19 protein-coding genes are annotated in these 23124 nt (G+C 59.2%); 10 read left to right on the top strand and 9 right to left on the bottom strand.

The annotated features are described in order from the left end of the window. The first annotated feature begins 2 nt into the window (after positions 1-2). The 6 genes from CV013_RS11865 (at position 3) to ftsH (ending at position 8658) form a co-directional block, all read left to right on the top strand. The gene (locus CV013_RS11865; RefSeq protein WP_102155871.1) at positions 3-932 is read left to right on the top strand and encodes an isopenicillin N synthase family dioxygenase; all 930 of its coding nucleotides are present in this window, start codon (positions 3-5) and stop codon (positions 930-932) included. 359 nt (positions 933-1291) lie between these two features. Next, positions 1292-3754, top strand: coding sequence for a TonB-dependent receptor (locus CV013_RS11860; protein ID WP_102155870.1), 2463 nt, complete (start codon positions 1292-1294; stop codon positions 3752-3754). Positions 3755-3887: 133 nt separating this feature from the next. Continuing rightward, positions 3888-4607 (top strand): TonB family protein, encoded by a 720-nt coding sequence (locus tag CV013_RS11855; protein ID WP_102155869.1) that lies wholly within the window; start codon positions 3888-3890, stop codon positions 4605-4607. Between the two features lie 93 nt (positions 4608-4700). After that, on the top strand, positions 4701-5735 hold the full coding sequence (locus tag CV013_RS11850) for a mannose-1-phosphate guanylyltransferase (protein ID WP_223805198.1): 1035 nt from the start codon (positions 4701-4703) through the stop codon (positions 5733-5735). A gap of 26 nt (positions 5736-5761) precedes the next feature. Then, complete coding sequence (locus tag CV013_RS11845; protein ID WP_102155868.1) at positions 5762-6529, top strand: class I mannose-6-phosphate isomerase; 768 nt, start codon at positions 5762-5764, stop codon at positions 6527-6529. Between the two features lie 170 nt (positions 6530-6699). Continuing rightward, positions 6700-8658, top strand: coding sequence for an ATP-dependent zinc metalloprotease FtsH (ftsH, locus tag CV013_RS11840; RefSeq protein ID WP_102155867.1), 1959 nt, complete (start codon positions 6700-6702; stop codon positions 8656-8658). A 67-nt stretch (positions 8659-8725) separates the two neighbouring features. On the opposite strand, the gene CV013_RS11835 is transcribed toward ftsH, so the two are convergent. Both CV013_RS11835 and rpoZ read right to left on the bottom strand, forming a co-directional pair. Next, positions 8726-9457: a ParA family protein gene (locus CV013_RS11835; protein ID WP_102155866.1), complete on the bottom strand. Its 732-nt coding sequence runs from the start codon at positions 9455-9457 to the stop codon at positions 8726-8728. Positions 9458-9655: 198 nt separating this feature from the next. Continuing rightward, complete coding sequence (gene rpoZ, locus CV013_RS11830; RefSeq protein WP_102155865.1) at positions 9656-10000, bottom strand: DNA-directed RNA polymerase subunit omega; 345 nt, start codon at positions 9998-10000, stop codon at positions 9656-9658. Between the two features lie 111 nt (positions 10001-10111). On the opposite strand from rpoZ, the gene CV013_RS11825 reads away from it, so the two are divergent. After that, positions 10112-11305, top strand: coding sequence for a phospholipase D-like domain-containing protein (locus tag CV013_RS11825; RefSeq protein ID WP_102155864.1), 1194 nt, complete (start codon positions 10112-10114; stop codon positions 11303-11305). 124 nt (positions 11306-11429) lie between these two features. Beyond that, the gene (locus CV013_RS11820) at positions 11430-11948 is read left to right on the top strand and encodes a DoxX family protein (RefSeq protein WP_102155863.1); all 519 of its coding nucleotides are present in this window, start codon (positions 11430-11432) and stop codon (positions 11946-11948) included. Positions 11949-11983: 35 nt separating this feature from the next. Here CV013_RS11820 and CV013_RS11815 read toward each other — a convergent pair whose 3' ends face one another. From CV013_RS11815 to CV013_RS11795, 5 genes are all read right to left on the bottom strand, one after another. Then, entirely contained in the window at positions 11984-14113 is a 2130-nt protein-coding gene (locus tag CV013_RS11815) for a TonB-dependent receptor (RefSeq protein ID WP_232806592.1), read from the bottom strand. Between the two features lie 152 nt (positions 14114-14265). After that, positions 14266-14604 (bottom strand): GNAT family N-acetyltransferase, encoded by a 339-nt coding sequence (locus tag CV013_RS11810; RefSeq protein WP_102155861.1) that lies wholly within the window; start codon positions 14602-14604, stop codon positions 14266-14268. Between the two features lie 4 nt (positions 14605-14608). Continuing rightward, complete coding sequence (locus tag CV013_RS11805) at positions 14609-15484, bottom strand: pirin family protein (RefSeq protein ID WP_102155860.1); 876 nt, start codon at positions 15482-15484, stop codon at positions 14609-14611. A gap of 143 nt (positions 15485-15627) precedes the next feature. Then, a complete protein-coding gene (locus CV013_RS11800; RefSeq protein ID WP_102155859.1) occupies positions 15628-16266 on the bottom strand; it encodes a YceI family protein in 639 nt (212 codons plus the stop codon). A 66-nt stretch (positions 16267-16332) separates the two neighbouring features. Beyond that, complete coding sequence (locus tag CV013_RS11795; RefSeq protein WP_102155858.1) at positions 16333-17031, bottom strand: pirin family protein; 699 nt, start codon at positions 17029-17031, stop codon at positions 16333-16335. A gap of 103 nt (positions 17032-17134) precedes the next feature. Here CV013_RS11795 and CV013_RS11790 point away from each other — a divergent pair, with 103 nt between their 5' ends. Beyond that, positions 17135-18037 (top strand): LysR family transcriptional regulator, encoded by a 903-nt coding sequence (locus CV013_RS11790; RefSeq protein ID WP_102155857.1) that lies wholly within the window; start codon positions 17135-17137, stop codon positions 18035-18037. 147 nt (positions 18038-18184) lie between these two features. Here CV013_RS11790 and CV013_RS11785 read toward each other — a convergent pair whose 3' ends face one another. Next, the gene (locus CV013_RS11785) at positions 18185-18616 is read right to left on the bottom strand and encodes a DUF2147 domain-containing protein (protein WP_102155856.1); all 432 of its coding nucleotides are present in this window, start codon (positions 18614-18616) and stop codon (positions 18185-18187) included. After that, the gene (locus CV013_RS11780; RefSeq protein ID WP_102155855.1) at positions 18613-19473 is read right to left on the bottom strand and encodes a metal-dependent hydrolase; all 861 of its coding nucleotides are present in this window, start codon (positions 19471-19473) and stop codon (positions 18613-18615) included. Before CV013_RS11780 ends, CV013_RS11785 begins: the two co-directional genes overlap by 4 nt. Positions 19474-19850: 377 nt before the next feature. On the opposite strand from CV013_RS11780, the gene CV013_RS11775 reads away from it, so the two are divergent. Next, positions 19851-22856, top strand: coding sequence for a TonB-dependent receptor (locus CV013_RS11775; protein WP_102155854.1), 3006 nt, complete (start codon positions 19851-19853; stop codon positions 22854-22856). Positions 22857-23124: the final 268 nt, after the last annotated feature.

The raw sequence follows: 23124 nt of genomic DNA, 5'->3' as shown, positions 1-23124 counted from the left end.
CAATGCCTGATATCGCCACAGTTTCGATTGCCCGCCCGCTGAACGAAGTGTCCGAAGAAATCGGCAGGAGCTTCGAGGAATATGGTTTTGCGGTCATTCGCGACCACGGCATCCCGGCGGACCTGATCGCGAGGGCGGAAGAGCTGTCGAAGGCGTTCTTTGCTTTGCCCGACGATGTGAAGCGCGCCTATTTCATCGCGGGCGGCGGCGGCGCGCGGGGCTATACTCCGTTCGGCACCGAGCGGGCCAAGGATGCCGAAGTCCATGATCTGAAAGAGTTCTGGCATATCGGCCGCAGCTTGCCCGAAGGGCATCCGCTGGCCGAATATATGCCGCCCAATATCTGGCCGACCGAAATTGCCCATTTCCGCGAAACGTTCGAAGCGCTGTATGCCGCGTTCGAAAAGGCGGGCGCGCGGGTGCTGGAGGCGATTGCGCTTCACCTCGGTCTGCCGCGCGAATGGTTCGCCGCCACTGTGGAAGATGGCAATTCGGTGATGCGCCTGCTCCACTATCCGCCGCTGACCGGCGCTGATGCGGAGGGTGCCATTCGTGCCGCGGCGCATGGCGATATCAACACGATCACGCTGTTGCTCGGCGCCGAAGAGGCCGGTCTGGAGCTGCTGACCAAGGAAGGGGAATGGAAGGCCGTTGCCGTTCCCGAAGGGGCGCTGGTCATCAATATCGGCGACATGCTCGACCGTCTGACCAATGGCAAATTGCGTTCGACCACCCACCGCGTCGTCAATCCGCACGGCGAAGCGGCCTATCGCAGCCGGTTCTCGATGCCGTTCTTCCTCCATTTTCGCCCCGATTTCACAATCGAGACGCTGGAAAGCTGCATCGATCCCACTGCGCCGGAAGATCATCCCGCCCCGATTTCGAGCCATGACTTCCTGCTTCAGCGCCTGCGGGAAATTAATCTCGCCTGAGAAGTATGGTGGGCAGAACCGCTCGATATCGCGATATTTTTTATCGCGTTGAACCCCGACCGTTGCAGAAATGCCGCAGTAGGTCGTAAACCTATCGGGCGGCCAAGTGGCGGGGACAACTATAATTCCCTGCGCCCTATATGGGTGGAATAATATTCCCGTACTGGCGCCGCATGCGGCGAATGATTGCGTGGACGGTTAATTTCCGCCGCAGTGTGTCTTTGTGTCACTCGACCGTCACAAAAAGCTCGTTAAGGGGTTCCCGACCAACGGCGACTCAATCGCCAAACGGCCAGAAGAACACAAGCATACCAAGTCTTGGGATTACTCAAATCAATCTGGTTCAGGGGAACTTTTCCATGAAGACCTTCCTTCTCCGCAGCACCGCACTGGTCGCTCTCGCGATCCCTGCGGTTGCTCATGCCCAGTCGACGGGCTCGGTCGACTTCGACGATTCGGCTATTGTTGTGACCGGCGCGCGCACCACCAGCGTTGGCGGTGTCGATATCCCTGATTCGCCTAAAGCGAAGGTGCAGCTCGATTCCGAGATGATCCTGACGCAGTCTGCCGGCCAGACGATCAATCAGACACTGAACCTCGTTCCGGGCGTCAGCTACACCAACAATGATCCGTTTGGTTCGCTGGGTGGCAGCTTCACGATCCGTGGCTTCTCTTCGGATCGCATCTCGCAGACGTTTGACGGCATCCCGCTGAACGACAGCGGTAACTATGCACTGTACACCAATCAGATGGTCGACCCCGAAATCATCGGATCGGTCACCGTCAGCCTTGGCTCGACCGATGTCGACAGCCCGACCGCTTCGGCAGCGGGCGGCACGATCAACATTCTGTCGAAAGTACCGGATGATGAATTCGGTGTGCTGACCAGCACGACTTACGGCAACATTATCGCGCGCGGCGATTCCCGCGACCGCATGATGTATCGCTTTTTCGCGAAGGTTGAGACCGGCGAACTGACATCCGGCGGCCTGAAGGCTTATTTCAGCGGCTCGCGTACGGAAAACGCATCGGCGTTCTCGAACTACGGCGGCGTTGATAAGCAGCAGTACAACGCCAAGATCTATCAGCCGATCGGCAGCAATGGCGACTTCATCTCGGTTGCTGGCCACTACAACGAAAACCGCAACAACTTCAACGGTTCGCCCTTCCGTTACACCGGCGAGCCTGGCCCGATCCAGAACCCGGAAGATCGTTTTTACGATCTGAGCGATGGTACGCCGTGTACGGTTGTGGCTGGTACGTATAACGTGAAGGATACGTACAACAGTTGCGGTACTCCGTTCGAACGTCGTTACAACCCGTCGAATACTGGCAATATCCGCGTTGCTTCGCGCTTCACGCTGACCGACAAGCTGACACTGACGATCGACCCGAACTATCAGTATGTTAAGGCGAACGGCGGCGGCACCTCGATCGGGTTCGAAGGGTTCTCCCCCGACGGTTACACCGGTGTGATGTATGTCACCGATCCGAACAATCCGAAGCGTAAAGATCGCCCGACGACGTATTATTACTTCGGCGGGACCGATCTGAACGGTGACGGGGATACGCTCGATTATGTGAACATCCTTTCACCCAGTCAGACGCAGACCCATCGCTTCGCGGTGATTTCCAACCTGATCTACGACATTATGCCGGGCCATCGCGTACGCCTCGCTTACACGTATGATCGCGCGAAGCACCGCCAGACCGGCAACGCCGGGCTGCTCAAGCCGAACGGTGAACCGATCGATGTTTTCCCGATCAACGAACCGCTTCTGGATGGTCAGGGTGTTGCTCCGCAGAAGCGTAATCGCCTGTCGTATGCGACGTTGAACCAGATCTCCGCGGAATACCGCGGTGAGTTCGGCCCGCTGGTTGCACAATTGGGTGTGCGCGCTCCGTTCTTCGAACGTCAGCTGAACCAGTACTGCGTCACCACCAACTCGGGCGGCAACGTGGATTGCGTCAACGGCGATGCACAGATTGCAGCATATCTGGCGGCCAATCCGAACTACGTTGGCCCGGTGTCGGATACTTATAAATACGATAAGATTCTGCCGAACGTAGGCCTGACTTACAACTTCAGCCCTGCTGCAAGCCTTTTCGCCAGCTATGCCAAGAACCTCTCGGTTCCGGGCACAGACGCGCTCTATGGCTCGCTCTATGCAGGTGTAGCGCCGGAACCGGAAACCTCCGATTCGTTCGACCTCGGTCTGCGTTATCAGTCGGGCAAGATCCAGGCTCAGATCGCCGGTTGGTACAACAGCTACCAGAACCGTCTCGCTTCGGCTTACAATCCGGATTGCGATTGCACGATCACCCGCAACCTGGGCAAGGTGGAGAAGTACGGCATTGACGGCAGCGTTGCCTACAAGCCTTCCGAACCGTTCCTGCTCTACGTCTTCGGTTCGTATCTGAAGTCGGAAATCAAGGAAGACGTTCAGACTGGCCCGGCTGCATTTGCGCCTACTGCAGGTATGCGTGAAGCCGGTGCACCGAAGTTCACGCTTGGTGCCCGCGCAGAAGGTGAATTCGGCCCGCTGAAGCTCGGCATGCAGGTGAAGCGCACCGGTTCGCGTTTCCTGAACGACATCAACACGATCGAGCTGCCGGGTTACACCGTCGTCGATGCAGATATCCGCTTCTCGCTGGGTCACTTCAACCCGGACTTCGACAAGGCTTATCTGCAGTTCAACGTGATGAACCTGTTTGACGAAGTGTACATCGGCTCGGCTCCGACTGGTCTGATCACTTCGGGCGAATACGTGAACATCGGCGCACCGCGTGCGTTCACGGCTTCGCTGGTGTTCGGCTTCTAAGCTGATCGCTTCGAACCTTTCGGTTCGATGCACCAAACATCGCGGCGGCGCTCCGGAAACGGGGCGCCGCCGTTGGTTTATGCGGGGCATAGGAACGCGCTAGCTTTGTCGGGCGTTCGGACCTGGGAGGACTATGGAGCAGCAAGGTAACTTTTCCAGCGTATCGCGCCGCCCGCGCCCCGCTATGCTGGTGGCGATCGTGCTGTTACATGTGCTGGCGATTTATCTGCTGGCTCGCGCGTTTGCACCGGACTTTACCGCTTCGGTCGAACGCAGTGTGCTGACGACCTTCACAGTGATTGTTGAAACGAAGGACACGCCTCCCCCTGCCGCGCCGGAGCCCGATGCCGGTGCACAGGGTGCGGAAGGCAAGCAGGCCGTGCCCAAGCCGACCACGGCACCAACCCCGAAAGTGGCGATCCGTCCGACGGTCCCGGTGCCCAAAGCCACCTCGACGGGATCGGCCGATAGTTCCGGCGCGAAGAATTCCGGCACCGGAACGGGCGCTGGCGGACAGGGGGAAGGGACCGGCAGCGGCAATGGCGGAACAGGCCAGGGCGGCGGTATCGCGACCAAGCCGGTGAAGATCGCCGGTGACATCAACAACGCGCGCGATTTCCCTATCCCACCCGGCGGCAGGCAGGCGCGCCTTGGCACCGAGGTGATCGTGCGGGTTGTCGTGGGCACAGACGGTCGGGCGAGCAATTGTTCGGTCTATAAACCCAGTCCCGACCCGGAAGCCGATGCAATCGTCTGCCGTCTGGTCGTGGATCGATTGCGCTTTAAGCCTGCGACTGACAGCGCAGGCAATCCCGTGGCCGCGCCATATTACTGGCGGCAAAGATGGTTCTGACTGGTTGCCAATATTGTCATAGTCAAGGCAGTGGTAACTATCGTTGTTCTATGCAAGGCGACTGAACCGTACTGATCGTCTGGAGTAACCTTTGTGGCCGAGGGCCTGATCCAACCCGTTATCCTGTGTGGTGGCAGCGGCACCCGCCTGTGGCCGCGTAGCCGCAAGGATCATCCCAAGCCATTTCTCCCGCTGGTTGGTGAGCGCACTTTGTTCGAGGCAACGCTGGATCGTTGCGCCGATCCGCAGCATTTCGCTTCGCCCATCGTTGTGGCGGGGGAGGCGCATGTTCATCATATTCTGGCGCAATCGGGAGACGATACGACACTGATCGTCGAACCGGCAGCGAAGAATACCGCTCCTGCCATCGCTCTGGCAGCGGCGCATTTGCCGCCCGACACGGTGATGCTGGTGTGCCCCAGCGACCACCATATTGCCGACGATGCCGCTTTCATTGCTGCGGCGCAGTCTGCCGTTCGTCTGGCACGACAAGACTGGATGGTCGCATTCGGCATCACACCCGATTCACCGGAAACCGGCTATGGCTATATCCTGCGCGGCGAAGCGATAGACGGCGGCCACCGTATCGCACGGTTTGTTGAGAAGCCCGATCGGGCACGGGCAGAGGAATTCCTTGCTGACGGCGGATATAGCTGGAACGGCGGGATTTTTGCATTTCGTGCGGGCGCTTTCTTGTCCGAACTGGCGACCTATCGCCCGGAAATGGCCGAGGCGGTGCAGCGTTCTGTGGTCGATGCATCGCGCGAAGGCCCGATTCTGCGACCCGCTGCGAGCCCCTTTGCGGACATTGTCGCAGAATCGGTCGATTACGCGGTGATGGAGAACACCGAAAATGCCGCTGTGGTGCCTGCCGATATGGGCTGGTCCGACATCGGAAGCTGGAAGGCCTTGCGCGATGTGCGCCCTCACGATGCCAATGGGAACGCAGTTATCGGGGCAGGCGAGCTGATCGATTGCTGCAACGTAATGGTCGAAACCGATGCCCCCCGTGTGTCGGTAATCGGTTTGCAGGACGTGATCGTCGTCGTCGATGGCGATGAAGTTATGGTGACGACTGCCGCCGGATCGCAGAAAGTCGGCACTTTGAAGGGTGCCGTGAACCAGTGACGGCAAGCGGTATCCTGCCTATTCGCATGATCGACAAGGTGTGGGGTGTGGATCGACTGCCTCCGCCCTTCGCAACGCCCGATGGGCGGCGCATTGGCGAAATATGGTTCGATCCGCCGCCGGAACTGGCCAGACTGCTGGTCAAATACCTCTTCACCAGCGAAAAACTGTCGGTTCAGGTTCATCCGTCGGCCGCCGACGGGCCGCAAGGCAAGGAAGAATGCTGGCTGGTCCTTTCGGCAGAGCCAGGGGCGCAACTCGCCATCGGCTTTGTGCAGCCCATCACACCGGACGAAATGCGGGCGGCTGCTCTCGATGGGTCGATTGAGGGACTGCTGAACTGGCAGGATGTATCGGCTGGCGATTTCATCTATCTGCCCGCCGGAACCGTCCATGCGATTGGCGCGGGGCTGACGCTGATCGAAGTGCAGCAGAATGCAGACATCACTTATCGCTTGTTCGACTATGGCCGTCCGCGCGACCTGCATCTGGATCAGGCCATTGCCGTCGCGAATGGCAACCCGCACGATCCCGCGCTCAGGCAGCGGGTGTCGCAGACGCAATCGGCATCGCTGGTCGATGGTCCGCACTTCCGCCTCGACTGGATCGTCGGCAAGCCTGAGGCCGATATTGCCGCACGCTATAACGATGCGCCGGTTATCGTCATCCCGTTGACCGGCATGATCGAGATTGACGGAGAACAGGTCGCTCCCGGTTCCTGTGCATCGGCAGCCGGATTGTCAAAAGTTCGCTTCGCGTCAGAAGGGAAGGCGCTGGTCGCGCAACCGCTTTAGGCTCAGGCCCCTTACCGATGCCATTTGGACGCCTCAACGGTGCCAGTAATGGAGACCTGAGCTTAACCGATCGGATTGCCCGATAGACTGAATGGTCGGCGGATAAGCGCCGTTATCTTGCCATTCACTCGTGTGCGCCTACATTCAGGAGCGAAAGGACATCTTTTGCCATGAATGACGACAAGGACCCCCGCGATCCCGAATCGGGCGGCCCCAATCCGCTGATGAAAAACCTGTTCGTTTGGGGCGGAGTTTTTCTGGCGCTGATGCTGGCGGTGTCGCTGTTCGGTCAGGCTGGCCAGCCTGCGGGCAAGGCGATGCTTTATTCCGATTTTCGAGAGGCCGTTACCGAAGGATCGGTGAAGCAGGTCGCTGTGTCGCCGGACAAGATCACCGGCACACTGAAAAATGGCGAATCGTTTGTCACAACGCCAATCGCCAACGATACCGAACTGCCCAAGCTGCTCGACAGCGCGGGTGTCGAATATTCAGGCAAGCAGCCGGAACAACCCAATGTCCTGCTCTATCTGCTGATCCAGTCTCTGCCGTTCATCCTGATCCTGGGCATCGCGTTTTTCGCGCTGCGGCAGGTGCAGAAGGGCGGCGGCGGCGGCGCGATGGGCTTCGGCAAGTCGAAGGCCAAAATGCTGACGGAAAAGCAGGGCAAAGTGACGTTTGACGACGTCGCCGGTATCGACGAAGCGCGCGAGGAACTGGAAGAAATTGTTGAATTTCTGAAAGACCCGAGTCGCTTCTCCAAACTGGGCGGTCAGATCCCGAAAGGCGCGCTGCTGGTCGGATCGCCGGGTACAGGTAAAACATTGCTGGCCCGCGCGATTGCAGGCGAAGCGGGTGTGCCGTTCTTCACCATCTCCGGCTCCGATTTCGTCGAAATGTTCGTCGGCGTCGGCGCGAGCCGTGTGCGCGACATGTTCGAACAGGCGAAAAAGAACGCGCCGTGCATCGTCTTTATCGACGAAATCGACGCGGTCGGGCGCCATCGTGGGCATGGCCTGGGTAATTCGAACGACGAACGCGAACAGACGCTCAACCAGTTGCTGGTGGAGATGGACGGGTTCGAAGCGAACGAAGGCATCATCATCATCGCGGCCACCAACCGTCCCGATGTGCTCGACCCCGCACTGTTGCGCCCCGGTCGTTTCGACCGTCAGGTCGTGGTGCCGGTGCCCGATATCGAAGGGCGCGAGAAAATTCTCGCTGTGCATATGAAGAAAGTGCCGCTGGCGCCTGACGTCAACAGCCGCACGATCGCGCGCGGCACGCCGGGTTTTTCCGGTGCGGACCTTGCTAACCTCGTCAACGAAGCGGCTCTGCTCGCTGCGCGCCGTAACAAGCGACTGGTGGCGATGCAGGAATTCGAAGACGCCAAGGACAAGGTCATGATGGGCAGCGAACGCCGCTCTATGGTCATGACTGACGACGAGAAGAAAATGACCGCCTATCACGAGGCCGGTCATGCTCTCGTCAGCCTCAATGAACCGGCGAGCGACCCGATTCACAAGGCTACGATCATCCCGCGCGGGCGTGCGCTGGGTATGGTGATGCGTCTGCCCGAACGGGATAACTACTCGTATCATCGCGACAAGATGCACGCCGACCTTGCTGTCAGCATGGGTGGGCGCGTGGCAGAAGAGATCATCTTCGGCCACGACAAGGTATCGTCCGGCGCGTCTTCCGACATTCAGTACGCTACCAGTCTGGCGCGCAACATGGTCACCAAATGGGGCATGAGCGACAAGCTCGGCCCGCTCCAGTACGAGGAACAGCAGGAAGGCTACCTCGGCATGGGGGGCAGTGCGCGGACGATGGGTTCGGATGAAACTAACAAGCTGATCGACGCCGAAATCAAGAGCCTGGTGGAAGGCGCGCACAAGCGGGCAACCGAAATCCTGAAGGATCAGGAAGACAAGCTGCACCTGCTGGCGCAGGCGATGCTCGAATTCGAAACGCTCACGGGTGACGAGATCAAGGAACTGCTCGATAGCGGTTCGATCGACCGGCCCGATGCCCCGGCGACGCCTACTCCTCGCCCGGTCCATGGCTCCGCCATTCCGAAGGCAGGCAAGCGCTTTGGTGGTGAAGGCGGGGCGGCTCCGCAAGGGGCCTGAGCCAGCGCTCCCATATCGGAAAGGGGCGTCGGAGCGATCCGGCGCCCCTTTGCTTTTGCCCGCGGTCTTACTTGCTCGCCAGCTTGCGCTCTATCGCGGTCCACAATGCGGCATAGGACCGAGTGACCGGCGCAGTGGGGGCAAAGGCGCCCACAGGCTGGCGACGGACGGCGCATTGTTCTGCTGCGCTGGCATAGGGGATCGCTGGCCAGCCCGGATGTGTGGCACGAACATCTTTGTGCAGCGTCCGGCGCAGGTCGAGCATCGATAGGACCGGCAATATAGGAGGGTGAGGCCGGGCATGGGCGGCCACCTCTTTCGCCACCAGCTCGAACGCGCGAGATGATAGCGGCGATGGCGGCAACGGTACTATCACCAGATCCGCTGCGCGCATCACCTGTGCGCTGGTTTCGCCCAGAATCGGCGGGCAATCGATCACAATGCGGTCGTAGCGTTTGCTGAGTTGCGCGGCGAGCTTAGCAATCCGCTTGCGCTTGCCGATAGACAGCAGCTGGACTTCCAGCGCACGGATCGATTCGTCTGCCGGCAACAGATCGAGGTTGGCGATATCGGTGTGGCGGATCAGCTTGGCCGGGTCTTTGTCGGCGGCGATCACGGTGTCGGCGCGCCTTTTTGCCTTAGGGTCGATGCCTAGCAGATATCCCGCGCCGCTGGCGGCATCGAGATCCCACAGCAGTGTCTTGCGGCACGAAATCGCGGCGGAGCACCACGCGAGGTTTGTGGCCAGGGTGGTCTTCCCGACACCGCCTTTGACGCTGTACACTGCGATAACTGCCATGATCCCTCCAGTTCTGCCGCAGCCGATGTGACAATTCGATTACGCAGCCAAGCCTGTCCCGCAACAGGTCAAGTTCGTGTCATGGGATATGCGTACAGGACATGTGTTTCGACAAAGGGCGAACCATAGCAAAAGGGCCGCCCCTTGCGGAGCGGCCCTTTGTAGCTCGAAAGCATTGCCGGAAAACGGGCTTTGCGATCAGCCGTCGTAATCGGAGGCGACCGACGTTGTGCGGGTGGGAGCGGCAGCGGTGATCCGCAGCGCTTCCGCCGACTGGCTGAGCGAGCCGACTTCATCCGCTTCGTCTTCATCGTCCGGCAGAATTTTCTGCAGGCTGAGCACGACCGATTCGTGCAGTTCCTTCGGCTTGATGTTTTCTTCTGCAATTTCACGCAGAGCGACGACCGGGTTCTTGTCACGGTCGCGGTCGAGAGTCAGTTCGGCACCACCGGAAATCTCGCGTGCGCGCTGGGCGGCAAGCAGGACGAGATCGAAACGGTTGGGAACTTTGTCGACGCAATCTTCGACGGTAACGCGCGCCATAGGGGCACTCCGGGTCAAACGGGTTTAACGGAAGGAAGGCGGCACTTAGATACAGCCCCGGCGAAAGTCAAGGAATTGCGCCGCCAGCAAGGGCGTCTACACTGCCCCTCGATGGAGGGGGCCGACACACCTGCCGCATTCGCCGCACCGCGCGCGCCATATCGCGCAGACGAATCGTTTGCCGTCACGGCGCAGGGTCAGAATCTGGAGTTCCATCCCGGCGGGCCGGAGCGTCTGGCTGCCTTGCTGGCGCTGATCGATGGCGCGCAGGAGAGCCTGCGCCTGTGCTTTTACATCTTTGCCACCGACACGGCGGGCCGGACGGTGCGCGATGCGCTGGTCGCTGCGGCCCGGCGCAAGGTCGACGTGCAGGTGATCGTCGATGGATTCGGCGCACGGGCGAGCCACGATTTCTTCGCTCAACTGGTGGAGGCAGGGGGGCAGTTCTTCGAATTTTCTCCCCGCTGGGGCCAGCGCTATCTGATCCGCAATCATCAGAAAATTGTGCTCGCGGATGGCGCGCGGGCGATGATTGGCGGGTTTAACATCGAGGACGATTATTTTGCCCCCTCCGATGGCACCGGGTGGAGCGATCTGGGGGTCGTGCTGTCAGGTTCGGCGGTCGAACAGCTCGCCCTGTGGTACGATGAGCTGGAACGGTGGGTATCCAATCCCAAGGCCAACTGGCTGACGATCCGCCGGATGGTGCGTGAATGGCAGCCCGGCACCGGCCCGGTGCGCCTGCTGATCGGCGGGCCTACGCGGGTATTGTCGAGCTGGGCCCGATGTCTGGCGCGCGATCTGATTGCAGGTGAACGCCTTGATCTGATTATGGCGTATTTCTCTCCGCCGTTCTGGATGATGCGGCGCATTGGGAAGCTTGCCCGCTTGCGTGGCGCGCGGCTGGTGATGGCGGGCAAAAGCGACAATGGCGCGACTATCCGTGCGAGCCGGGCGCTGTATAAATATCTGCTGAAGCGCGACACGGAAATCTGGGAATTTACCGCCTGTAAGCTGCATGAAAAGCTGATCGTCATCGACGATGTGACGTACATCGGCAGTGCCAATTGCGATATGCGAAGCCTCTATCTCAATCTGGAACTGATGCTGCGGATCGAGGATGCCGAGCTGGCCACGCGGATGCGCGAACACATCGGCCATCAGTTGCAGGGATCGCAGGCGATTACCCCGGCGATCCATAAACGCCGGGCCAATCCGATTGCCCGGATACGCTGGTGGTTCGCGTGGTTCGTGGTTTCTGTAGTGGACTACACCGTAACCCGCCGGCTCGATCTGGGAGAATAGCGCACGGCGGAGGAAACGGCGGGGGGCGGGGCGCGATGCGATCGGGTGTCCGCCAACCCGCCCGGCACCTTTTGCCATTTCAATGCGTTGATCGGATTGAGAAACGGGGAAAGGAACCAAATCCATGTCTGCCATCGCGTCTTTTCTGGGCCGCCTGATGCTCGCTTTGTTGTTCGTTCTTGCCGGGCTGGGCAAGATTATCGATCCCAGCGGCGCGCAGCAGATGCTGCAGAACGTCGGCCTGCAACCGTGGCTGGCCACGCCGACGGGGATATTCGAAGTGGTTGTCGGCCTGTGCCTCGCACTGGGAGCGATGACCCGGCTCAGCGCGATCCTGTTGTTTGGCTTTACGCTGCTGGCGACCCTGTTCTTCCATCGCAACCTCGTCGATCCGATGCAGCAGACGATGGCATTGAAGAACATTGCCATCGCAGGTGGATTGCTGGTGGTGTTCGCATACGGGCAGATGCACTGGAGCTACGACCGGATGCGTCTTCGCCGCCGTGGCGAGCGCGATGCGGCGGATGCCAACGCCCGCGCGCACGAGGCGGAATTGCGCGCGGCCCATGCGGAAGGGCGTGCAGAAGGGCGCGCAGAAGCAGTTGGGGTGCCCGATCGCGATGGCGACGGACACCCCGGATAAGGGCATAACCCCAATCGAGTGGCAGACGTGCCGCCTCAGAAACTGAGGCGGACGCTTGCTTCGATATTGCGGCCGGGCAGCGGGGTGTAATCCCGCGTCAGGCTGGTGGCGAGGCGGCCGGTTTCGTTGAAGATATTGTCGGCCTTCAACAGCACGGTAACGTTGTTGTTACCACTGATCGGGCGCCAGGTCACCGATGCGTTGACGAACGTGTAGGCATCGGTCGGCGTTTCGTTGAGCGCCACTTTGGACTGCTCGAACGCATGGGCCACTTCGCCGCGCAAGCTGACTGTCCCGACATCGGCCTGAAGCGCACCGAACAGCGACAGCGGCGGAATCATCGGCACGTTGGAGCCATCGTCCAGCTTCGCGCGGACATACGATGCGCGCAGTTCCGATTTCAGGCCGAACGTTTCGCTGTCGTACAACGGCAGGTCCAGTTCACCCTCGGCACCGTAATAATCGGCATCGCCCTGACGGTATTCATACACCGGGCCATCGTCGATCACTTCGCCGGTGTTCTGCTGATAGATGTAATCGCTGAACCGGTTGTAGAACCCGGTCAGGCTGACTTTGGCCGCACCGATCCGCCCGCGGGCGAACAGTTCTCCGCCCACTGCGGTTTCGGACACGAGGTTGGGGTCGCCGCGCTCGTAAGTCTGGCTCGATTCGTGATAGCCGTCGATGAACAGCTCTTCCGGGCTGGGGGCACGGGCGACGCGGTTGGCGTTCGCGCCCAGTTCCAGACCTTCGGTCACCATATAGCTGAGGCCAAGTGCGCCGGAGAAATTGTCGAAGCTCTTGTGGGCACCCAGATCGGGCGCGGACACCCCGGCATGCTCATACCGCCCGGCAAGCTGCAATTGCAGATCGCCCAGCGGAATCTGCTGCAACCCGAACACAGCGAACTGGTTGAGCATGTTGCGCGGCAGCAGTTGCTCGTCACCTTCGATGTCCATGTGGCGGGTGGTGTATTGCATCCCGATCGAACCCGACCAGCCAGAGCGTTCGGCCTGAACCAGTTCGGTGCGGGCTTCGATCCCTTCGACGTTGAAGGTCGTGCCCGGATCGATGCCTTCGAATTCGGTGTGGGTATAGTGGCTGAACCCGACCCGGCTGTTCAGGTGGCTGAACAGTCCGTCGCCCAGCGCGACGTCTGCACGCAAATCGCCGCGCCATTGGCGCAGGCCGATATGGCCTGCTTCCGGGTCTTCGCTGCCAGGCCGTGTCGGTACGCCATAATACGTGTCGTAATATCCGACCGACGCGCCGATGTTGCTGTCGCCCTGGAAGAAGGCAACGCCACCGGTCACGCTGTAGGTTTCCGTGGCGCTGTTAGGCAGCACGCCGGACTGATTGGCCTGCGACCGCAACGAGCTGGCGAATTCCGGGTTAGTCGCTTCGACGGAGTCCGCCTGTGTCAGCAGTTCTGCACGCCAGGGGGCGGCCACTGCATAGCCGGGGATCTCGACATCGCTGGTCTTGTGATACGATCCATCGACGTGGACAGCAAAGCCATCGCCGAGCGGAGCGTCGATCGACGCCGCCGCTTGCCGCGAATCCGCTACGGTGTTGCCGCTTAGCAATGCGTCGATATGGATCGGTTCGTCCGGCAGGCGGTTGGGAATGCGTTTGTCGATCACATTGACCGCGCCGCCAATCGCCTGGCTGCCATAGAGCAGCACGGCCGGACCGCGCAGGATATCGATGCGTTCGGCATTGAATGGATCGATGGCGACTGCGTGATCGTTCGACACGTTCGATGCATCGATAGAGCCGATCCCGTCGATCAGCAGCTTCACGCGTTCGCCCGAAAAGCCGCGTAATACCGGGCGAGATGCGCCGGGGGCAAACCCGCTCATCGAAACGCCGGGCTGATTGACCAGCACGTCGCCCAACTGGCCCGACAGGCTGCGCTGGAGCTCCACACCGCTCAACACCGAAGTGCCTGCCAGCATATCGAGCTGCGACAGGCCGCTGGCGGTCACAACGATTTCATCATTGTGATAATCGTCGTCAGGGGCAGCATTCGCTTTTGCTGCACTGGGGCCTTTGTTGGGAGGCGCATTGGCCTCGCCCGCAAAAGCAGGCGTGGCCAATGCGAGGGCGCTGGAAGCAAGCAGGAGGGCGAGAGCGGGTCGTGCCGCGGGATGATATATAGTCACATGCGCGCCAATAGCGCGCTGAAATCTGAAGGCAAGCATTTATTGCAGGTGCGAACGACGAACAGCCGATTGTGCCCGACGAACCGCTATTGGCTATCGAAACCAGTTATCGAACATGGCGCCGGGCCGATGAAAAGCGCAAATCTGGCGCGCTACTCGCTGCGCGCTGCACGAATGAGGGGCATTTCGCCGGGGGCGACCGTCATCACATCCTGCCAGTCGGGGTGCTTTGCATATTGTGCCCGGACATAGGGGCAAAGCGGAATGATCCTGAACCCACGTGCACGCGCATCGGCAATCAGATAATCGACCAGCGCCCGTGCAGCGCCGGTTCCCCGCAGCGCGTCGGGCGCCCCGGTGTGATCGGCGCTGATCAGATCCGGCCCGCGATGGGTGAAGATCAGTTCCGCTTCGTCGGGGATATTGTCAACGTGCGCGATATAGCGGCCATGCCGCCCGTCGTCCTCTGTCGCGATGCGGATATCGGGCATGTCCTTATCGCTTCGGTTCCGGCAGAGGCGTGAATTCGAGATCGTCTCCGTCGGGCAGCTTCATGCGTTGCTGGCGCCAGTCTTCTTTCGCCTGTTCGATCCGGTCGCGCGATGATGAAACGAAGTTCCAGAACAGGAACCGCTCGCCAATCGGTTCGCCGCCCAGCACCATTACCGTCGCCGCTTCCTCGGCCCGGATGGCCACGTCGCCGCCCGGCTGGAGCACGGCCATTTGCCCGGCATGGAGCTTCTGCCCGCCGATCTCCGCAGAACCGGTGGCGATGTAGACCGCGCGCTCGGTGTATTCGGCAGGAAGGATGCGCTGCGATCCGGCGGCCATATCCCAATGCATGTAAAATTGCGGTGAGTGAGTTTTGACCGCAGACTTCATCCCTTCGGCGGCGCCGGCGATCAGACGTCCGCGAATGCCGTTTTCTTCCCACGTCGGCAGATCGCCGCCTTCGTGGTGAAAGAATGCGGGATCGGTTTCCTCGGCCGCTTCGGGCAACGCGACCCACGCTTGAATGCCATGCATATGCGCGCCGTTTGCGCGGGCATATTCGAAGCGTTCGGAATGGGTGATCCCTTTGCCCGCGATCATCCAGTTGACTTCGCCGGGACGGATTTCCTGATGGAAGCCAAGGCTGTCGCGATGGGTCATCGCTCCATCGTAGAGATAGGTGACGGTGGAGAGGCCGATATGCGGATGCGGCCGCACGTCGAGTTCACGCGGGATACCGGGGGCGAGATCGACCGGGCCCATATGATCGAAGAAGATGTACGGGCCCACGGTCCGCCGGGCATGGAACGGCAACACCCGCCCCACTTCGAATCCGCCACCCAGATCGTGCTTCCGCTTGTCGATAATACGTTCGATCATGATCGATCTCCCTTGTCCGGCAGGTTTCGGGATATTCACGACCCCGAAACCCGCTGTTGTACTGCCCGGTGCTATTGAGCTGCGATTGCTTTGACGACCTTTGGCTGTGGGATCAGTGCGGTCTGACTAGCAATCAGCGTTGCTCACTTTTGGGTAGTATTCTGCGGCTGAAGTTTAAATTCCGCCTCGAAATGCAGCGTGACATCGTCACCCAGCATCGGCAGGCCATACGACACGCCAAACTCCGAGCGCTTGATGCGGGCGTGTCCGTCGAAACCAACCGAGTACTGGCCATCGACCGGGTTGATACCGGCCTGATTGAAATCGGCCAGAATGGTGATCGGCTTCGTCACGCCGCGCAGCGTGAGATTGCCGTCGATCTCAGCTGAATCGGCATCCACCATGCGAATGCGATTCGCGGCGAAGCTGGCAGTGGGAAATTCGGCGGTGTCGAGGAAGTCGGCTGTCTTCAGATGATGGTCGAGCGCTTCATTGAAGGTTCCGACGCTGTCGGTTTCGACAGCAGCCTTGAGAGTGCTGGCCGATGGTGTTTTCGGATCGAGCTTCAGGGTCGCGGAAACATCGGTGAACTGGCCGACATAAGTGGAAAATCCCATGTGGCTGACCGACCATGTGATTTTGCCATGCGAAGGGTCGAGTACATACGTCCCCGCGCGCACGGCAGCGGGCTCGTGAACGATCGTATCTGCAGTCTGGCCGATTGCGCCAACTGAAACCCCGGTGAGCGCCAGAGCGGCCATAAACACAAATTTCTTTTTCATTGAATGCTCCATTGTTTGGGTGACGGCGCAACATGATCTGCGCCGTCACCCAGAGGGGATTGTTATTCAGCTCGCGTCGACGAGGACGATTTCACTGTCTTCGATGGCTGTCACCATGATGGTATCCAGATCGCTGATCGCAGCGCCATCGCGGGCATTGATCCGTACTCCGTCGATTTCGATCGTGCCGGTCGCCGGGACCAGATAGCCCTTGCGATCCTTGCCAAGGCGATATTCGACCGTTTCACCGGCTTTCAGCGTGGCGGCAACCACGCGGGCATCGGTCCTGATCTTCAGGGCATCGGCATCTTCTGCGAAGCCCGAAGCCAGCGTCACGAAACGACCGGCCCGATCCGCTTTGGGAAACGGACGCATCCCCCACGACGGCTGGCCGCCGCGCTCTTTCGGGATGATCCAGATCTGGAACAGTTCGGTCGGTTCGTCTTCAAGATTGTACTCCGAATGCATGATCCCGGTGCCGGCGGACATCACCTGAACGTCTCCGGCGCCTGTGCGGCCGGCGTTGCCCTGGCTGTCCTTGTGCGAGATTGCCCCTTTGCGGACATATGTGATGATTTCCATGTCCGAATGGGGGTGGGTGGGAAAACCCGTTCCCGGCTGGATGATGTCGTCGTTCCACACGCGCAGGTCGCCCCAGTGGACGCGTGACGGGTCGTAATAATTCGCGAAGGAGAAGTGATGCCTGGCGTTGAGCCAACCGTGGTTGGCACCACCCAGGCTATCGAAAGGGCGTAGTTCGATCATTGGCTTGCTCCCATGACTGGTGCGTCTTTGTTGTTGCCAATCTAGGAGGCGTTATGATGTAAATAAACAGCACCCTTGGAAACATATTGGTGAAGATTTTTGCATGTCGAAACTGCCCGATCTCGATGCCTGGGCGATATTCGCCCGAGCCGCCGACCTTGGTTCGTTCGCGCGCGCGGCAGACGATCTGGGATTGTCCAAGCCGACTGTATCGAAGGCCGTTACGCGGCTCGAGCAGCGGCTGGGGGTGGCACTGTTCCATCGCACATCGCGACAGATCACGCTGACCGAAAGCGGCGAAGCGGTGCTGGACCGCGCGCGTCGCATTCTCGCGGAGGGCGAAGCGGCAGAGGAGGAACTGTCGGCACAGGCCGATATGCCGAGCGGGACAGTGCGGATGACAGCGCCGATGTCGTTCGGTATCAAGCGTCTCGGCCCGATCCTGTCGCGGTTTCTGGAAATCTATCCAGACGTGGCCCTCGATCTCGAACTGAGCGATGCGCGAGTGGATGTCATCGCGGGCGGTTTCGATCTGGCGCTTCGCATCGGCACGCTGGAAGATTCGTCTCTGAGGGCACGGCGCCTGTGCACCGTGCGCCGTCCCATCGTAAGCGCGCCCGAGTATATGGGGCGGGTCGGTTGGCCGTCTCACCCGCGCCAGCTCGAAAAGATGGATGCCGTTTGCTATTCCAATCTGTCCAGCCCGGATATCTGGCATCTGAAGCACCCGACCGACGGCGAGTACAATATCCGTATGGCCGGGCGGTTTCGTTCCAACAATGCGGATATCGCGGTCCCCTGGCTTGTTTCCGGGCAAGGGGTGGCGGTGCAGCCCGAATTCGTGGTGCAGCAAGAACTCTATGAAGGCTCGCTCGTCGAAATTCTGCCGGGATGGAGCCTTGAACCGATCAGTCTCTATGTTGTGACACCACCGACCACACTACGCCCGGCGCGGGTCAGAGTGCTGATCGATTTTCTGGTCGATAATCTGGCGGAGAATTGCTGACACCGGCGGGGTCGGCCATCGATCCAGGCGCTGTTCTGCGCTCAACGCGATGGCGCAATCCTGCCTAGGCTCAGGACCCATTACTGGCACCGTTGAGGCGTCCAAATAGCGAACATATCGGGCCAAACTGCCCGCCGATGTGTGCACTTACCGTGCGCGGGTCCACACTTTGGTGCGGCAGAAGATCGCCACGCACCCCTTCACCTGCAGCTTCCCGTCGGACTGGAGCTTCAGTTTGCCAGAACTGGCACCGTCACCGGTTTCGGGGTCGTACACCGGCCCGCCGGTCCAGTTGGTCGGCCCTCCGGTGAAATCGCGCAGGACAACCAGCCCTTTCAGCCGCCGGGTGCGGAGATTGGGGTCCGAATTGCGTACATCGCGCAGATCGGGATTGGTGCGGAGCCGTGCGGCATCGACGACTTTCCCGCAATACGCCTTACCACAGCGATATATCTCGACTTTGCCGCCTTCGCTGCCAGTGTTCCACAGCCCGGTGATATCTCCGCTCTGGGCCGCCGCCGGGGCAAGCGGTAGCAGCCCCAGCGTGCACGCCAGCGTTATCGTTTTTATGCCCTTCATGCTGCGACTGCTCCTTTGGCATCGCTGAGCGCGAGATCCTTCAGCGCGGCTTCCAGTAAGTGGCGATCGTCGACCTGCCAGGGGTGAAAGCCGGGGCGCATATAGGCGAATACTTCGCCCAGCAGCTTCCGCATGGGGCCGGGGCGGCCATACAGGTAGGAAAGCAGCTTGAGCCAGGTCTTCAGATCGTTTTTGCCATCCTGCCGCAGCAGATCGGCGGTATTGCGATAAATCACATAATGGAACCGCATGCTGGTGACCGCCATAACGGAGCTACGCTTCAGCCACCGCCGGAAACGAGTCATTTTCCGGGTCGCGACGAGATAGGTGTCGAAGGCGACGGCCTTATGTTCGACTTCCTCGATCGCATGCCATTTCCACAGGCGCGCGGGTTCTTCGCTTGCACCTTCCAGATGCGCCGGGTCGGACAGCAAATCATGCGCCAGTGTAGCGGTGAAGTGTTCCAGCGCACAGGTCGCGGCCAGTTGCTGCAGCGGTGAACGACGCTTGGCCCAGTTGATGGTGCGGGCGGCACGTTCTTCCAGCGGGGCGATATCGAACCCTGCATCGCTGGCCTGCCGGTTGAACACGACATGTTCGCGGGTGTGCATCGATTCCTGATAGATGAAATCCTGAATCTGTTCCCGCAGTTCTTCCGGTGCTTCATCGCGGTAATGCCGCACCGCGGTCATGAAGAACTTTTCTCCCACCGGGAAAGTGGATGAAAGCGCGTTGAAGAAAGCCGTCCGGCCCGCGTCGCCCCCGTGCCACCAGCGTTCGAGACTTCTGTTTCTACCAAACCGCACATCGCGCTTTTCGATCACGAGGTCGGCCGGGCTGCTTATGCTGCTCGCCATCATAAAACTCCTCTTCGAATCAAATTGACATCAATGTAGATATCAAAGTTGAAATGTATGGCAAGTGAATAGTTTCAGCTGGACCTGCTGCGGCGCCTCAGCGGAGGGAATTATCCTGATATCGCGTAGCGTACGAATAAATATATATAAAAAACAATATGATAACTAACTGATTGACATAGTTGTTAGTAATGATAACTTTCGACTCGCTGGATCGGGAGGGCTCAGTAACAGAAAGCCCTTCCTGAACTTGGGAAGGGCGATTCGTTCCCGCAAAGGGGCTCTCGCGATCCAGTTTGAGGAGGTTCGCTGCTGGCTAGAATTCGGCTCATAAAGAGCTGAGCGGCACGTCAGCGGCGGCAATACGGGGAGAGGATATGAAGGGAAGTTTTCTTGCTCGTGCAGCTTGCACGACGAGTATCGCTGCAATTGCTGTGCTGGGGGCTGCGCCGGGTTACGCACAGGAAGGTGAGGAATTGGCTGCCCCCGCGGCGGGCGTTGAGGCAGCAAAGCCCGCGCAGGATGGCAACACGATCATCGTGACCGCGCAGAAGCGTGAGGAATCGATCCTCGACGTGCCGATTGCCATCACCGCGATTTCGGCGGACGCGCTCGATAGTCAGAAGATCGAGGGCGGATCGGAACTGCTCCGCGCGGTGCCTAACGTCAACTTCTCCAAATCGAACTTCAGCATGTACAACTTCTCGATCCGCGGGATCGGGACCAAGGCGATTTCCGCATCCTCCGATCCGGCGGTCGCGGTCAGTTTCAACAACACACCGCTGATCCGCAACCGGCTGTTCGAATCCGAATTCTTCGACATGGCGCGGGTCGAGGTGCTGCGTGGGCCGCAAGGCACGCTGTATGGTCGCAACGCCACCGGCGGGGTGGTGAACCTGATCCCGGCGATGCCGACATCGCAATTCGAAGGGGAGATCAAGGGCGAAGTCGGCAGCTATGACACGCGCCGCATGAGCGGAATGGTCAACGTGCCGCTGGGCGATACGCTGGCGGTGCGCGCGTCGGGCGCATGGACCAAGCGCACCGGCTTCGATTACAACACCTACACGCAAAAGCATGTCAACGGCCGCGATCTGTGGTCGACCAGAGCGATTGCCGAATGGACCCCCAGCGACCGGTTCAACGCCAACTTCATCTGGCAGCACTTCGAAGAAGACGACAACCGTTCGCGCACGGGCAAGAGCCTGTGCACCCGCGATCCGGGCAAGACGATGATCGGCGATACGCCAGTGGTGGATGCGCCAAGCGATAATATTCCGCTGTCAGCGAAATTCAGTCAGGGCTGTCTGCCCGGCTCGCTGTACGACGACGCGGCATACGGTGCACCTAACGCAGAGGCGCTGGGCTTTATCGCAGCTGGCCGCATTGCATTAAACATGGGTAATCTACCCAATTCGTTTACGGGTCAGAAAGCGTTTCTGCCGGGCGATCCATTCGGAGATGTCGTTCAGTCGAAGGATCTCCGTGAAATAGCGACGAGCTATGATCCGGTATTCCGGGCGAAGAACGATATTTTCCAGTTCAACATGAATTTCGATATCGATGATGGTCTTCGATTTGTTTCGCAAACGGCCTACGCGAAAGATCGCTATTATTCATCGCAGGACTACAACCGTTTTGTATCCGCGCCGATCTTTCAGGACAGCAATGGGCTTGTCGGAGCAACTGGCAATCCGATAAGTCAGGAATTCGCCTCACCGGGGGGCGTTTTTGTCGATCCGCAACTGGGCCCATCGGATCGCTTGCTATCTGTCGATCTGAGCAGGTCACGTAATCGGCAGTGGTCTCAGGAATTCAGGATTCAGTCTGATTTTTCAGGTCCATTTAACTTTAGTATTGGTGCAAATTATCTCAACTTTAAATCTACAGATGAGTATTTTGTATTTAATAATGCCTTTTCTTTTTTGGCATATAATCTGTATGGTCGGCGGGGGGCTGAACTTGAATACGACAATTGTTTGCCGACAACTACCGACGTCGATTGCGTCTATGTCGACCCCAATCCGATCGATAGCCTGAACGAACTTGGTCACAACTACTTCCTCAGCCGCAATCTGATCGAAACGGAATCCTGGGCGATTTTCGGGGAGGCGTATTGGAACGTTGCCAGCAATGTGAAAATCACCGCAGGCCTTCGTTTCACCAAAGACACGAAAACATCGACCCCTGTGCCCAGCCAGTTGCTGCTCGGCGCCGGAACCAACGGCACCAGCGGTGGTTCGATCGCGGGCGGTTATCCCGAAGGCACCCCGGTTGTACAGAAATGGTCGGAGCCGACAGGACGCCTTGTGATCGACTGGCAGCCAGACCTTGGCTTTACCGACGATACGCTGATTTATGGATCGGTTTCACGGGGTTACAAGGGTGGGGGGACCAATCCGCCGCGTCCAGATATCGATCCACGGATCGTTCAATATCAACCGCTGCCCGGAACGTTTAAGCCGGAATATATCACGGCGTTCGAAATCGGCACCAAAAACAGCTTCGACGGTGGGCGCTTCACGCTGAATGCGACGGCTTTCTACTACGATTATCAGGATTATCAGGTTTCGCAGATTGTCGATCGCATCTCGCTGAACGAGAATTTCAATGCGACAAGCTGGGGCCTCGAATTCGAAGCGGCCTGGCGTCCTTCGCGTGCATTCCGGGTCGATGCCAATCTCGGCTATCTGAAAACCCGCCTGAAAGAAGGCGCGCAATCGATCGACGTGATGAACCGTACGCAGGGGAACGAGGACTGGGTTCTGATCCGGCCCTGGCTGCAGGTGCCATCGAACTGTGTCGCGCCGCGCGAACTGGTCGAACGTGTTCTGTCCCACCCGTTTACGACAATGGCGGGTATTGGTTTCCCGGCACTTGGTGCTCTCTGTGGCGGATCACAGGAATTGGGCACCTTCACGCCGGGGACTGCGGGTATTCCTCTCTATCAGTTCTATGGCTTCGAATATAATCCGCTGACCGATGCTCCCAATGGCGGGCGGGGGTTCTATGCCGATCTGGAAGGCAACGAACTGCCCAATGCGCCACGCCTGACCTTCAATATCGGTGCACAGTACACCGCATTCATCAATGGCGGGGATTGGGAGCTGACTTTCCGGGGCGATTACTATCGCCAGTCGGAAAGCTTTGCCCGCGTGTACAATACCGAATACGATCGGCTGAAGGGGTGGGGCAATGCCAACCTTGCGATCACACTGACAAGGCCCGCATCCGATCTGGCCTTCCAGTTCTACGTCAAGAACGTGTTCAACGATGCGCCGATCACCGATTTCTTCACCAATAGTGACGATTCCGGTCTCAGCACCAATGTCTTTACCCTCGACCCACGTATCTATGGGTTCAATGTAACGAAACGGTTCTGACAGGACGCCGGGCCGCGCGGTTGCTGCATGGGGGCGGCAGCCGCGCAGTTCGTGCGGTACAGTATTGAGATTGAGCATGACTGTGATCACGCAATGATCGATATTGAGTGATCGTATGTTGTTATTTTACTTCGCTGAATTAGCCAATATATTTGTAACATGAATAAATGTGGGTTAAGCGATTTTTACTATAAATACATATTGACATCATTGTTCATTTTGGTACTCTGAAACCGCATCGATACGAATCGATGCATCCACAACGATG

Source organism: Tsuneonella flava, from assembly GCF_002870965.1.
Taxonomy (GTDB): domain Bacteria; phylum Pseudomonadota; class Alphaproteobacteria; order Sphingomonadales; family Sphingomonadaceae; genus Tsuneonella; species Tsuneonella flava.
Note: the sequence above shows the minus strand (reverse complement) of the source record. Positions and strands in the feature narration are given on the sequence as shown.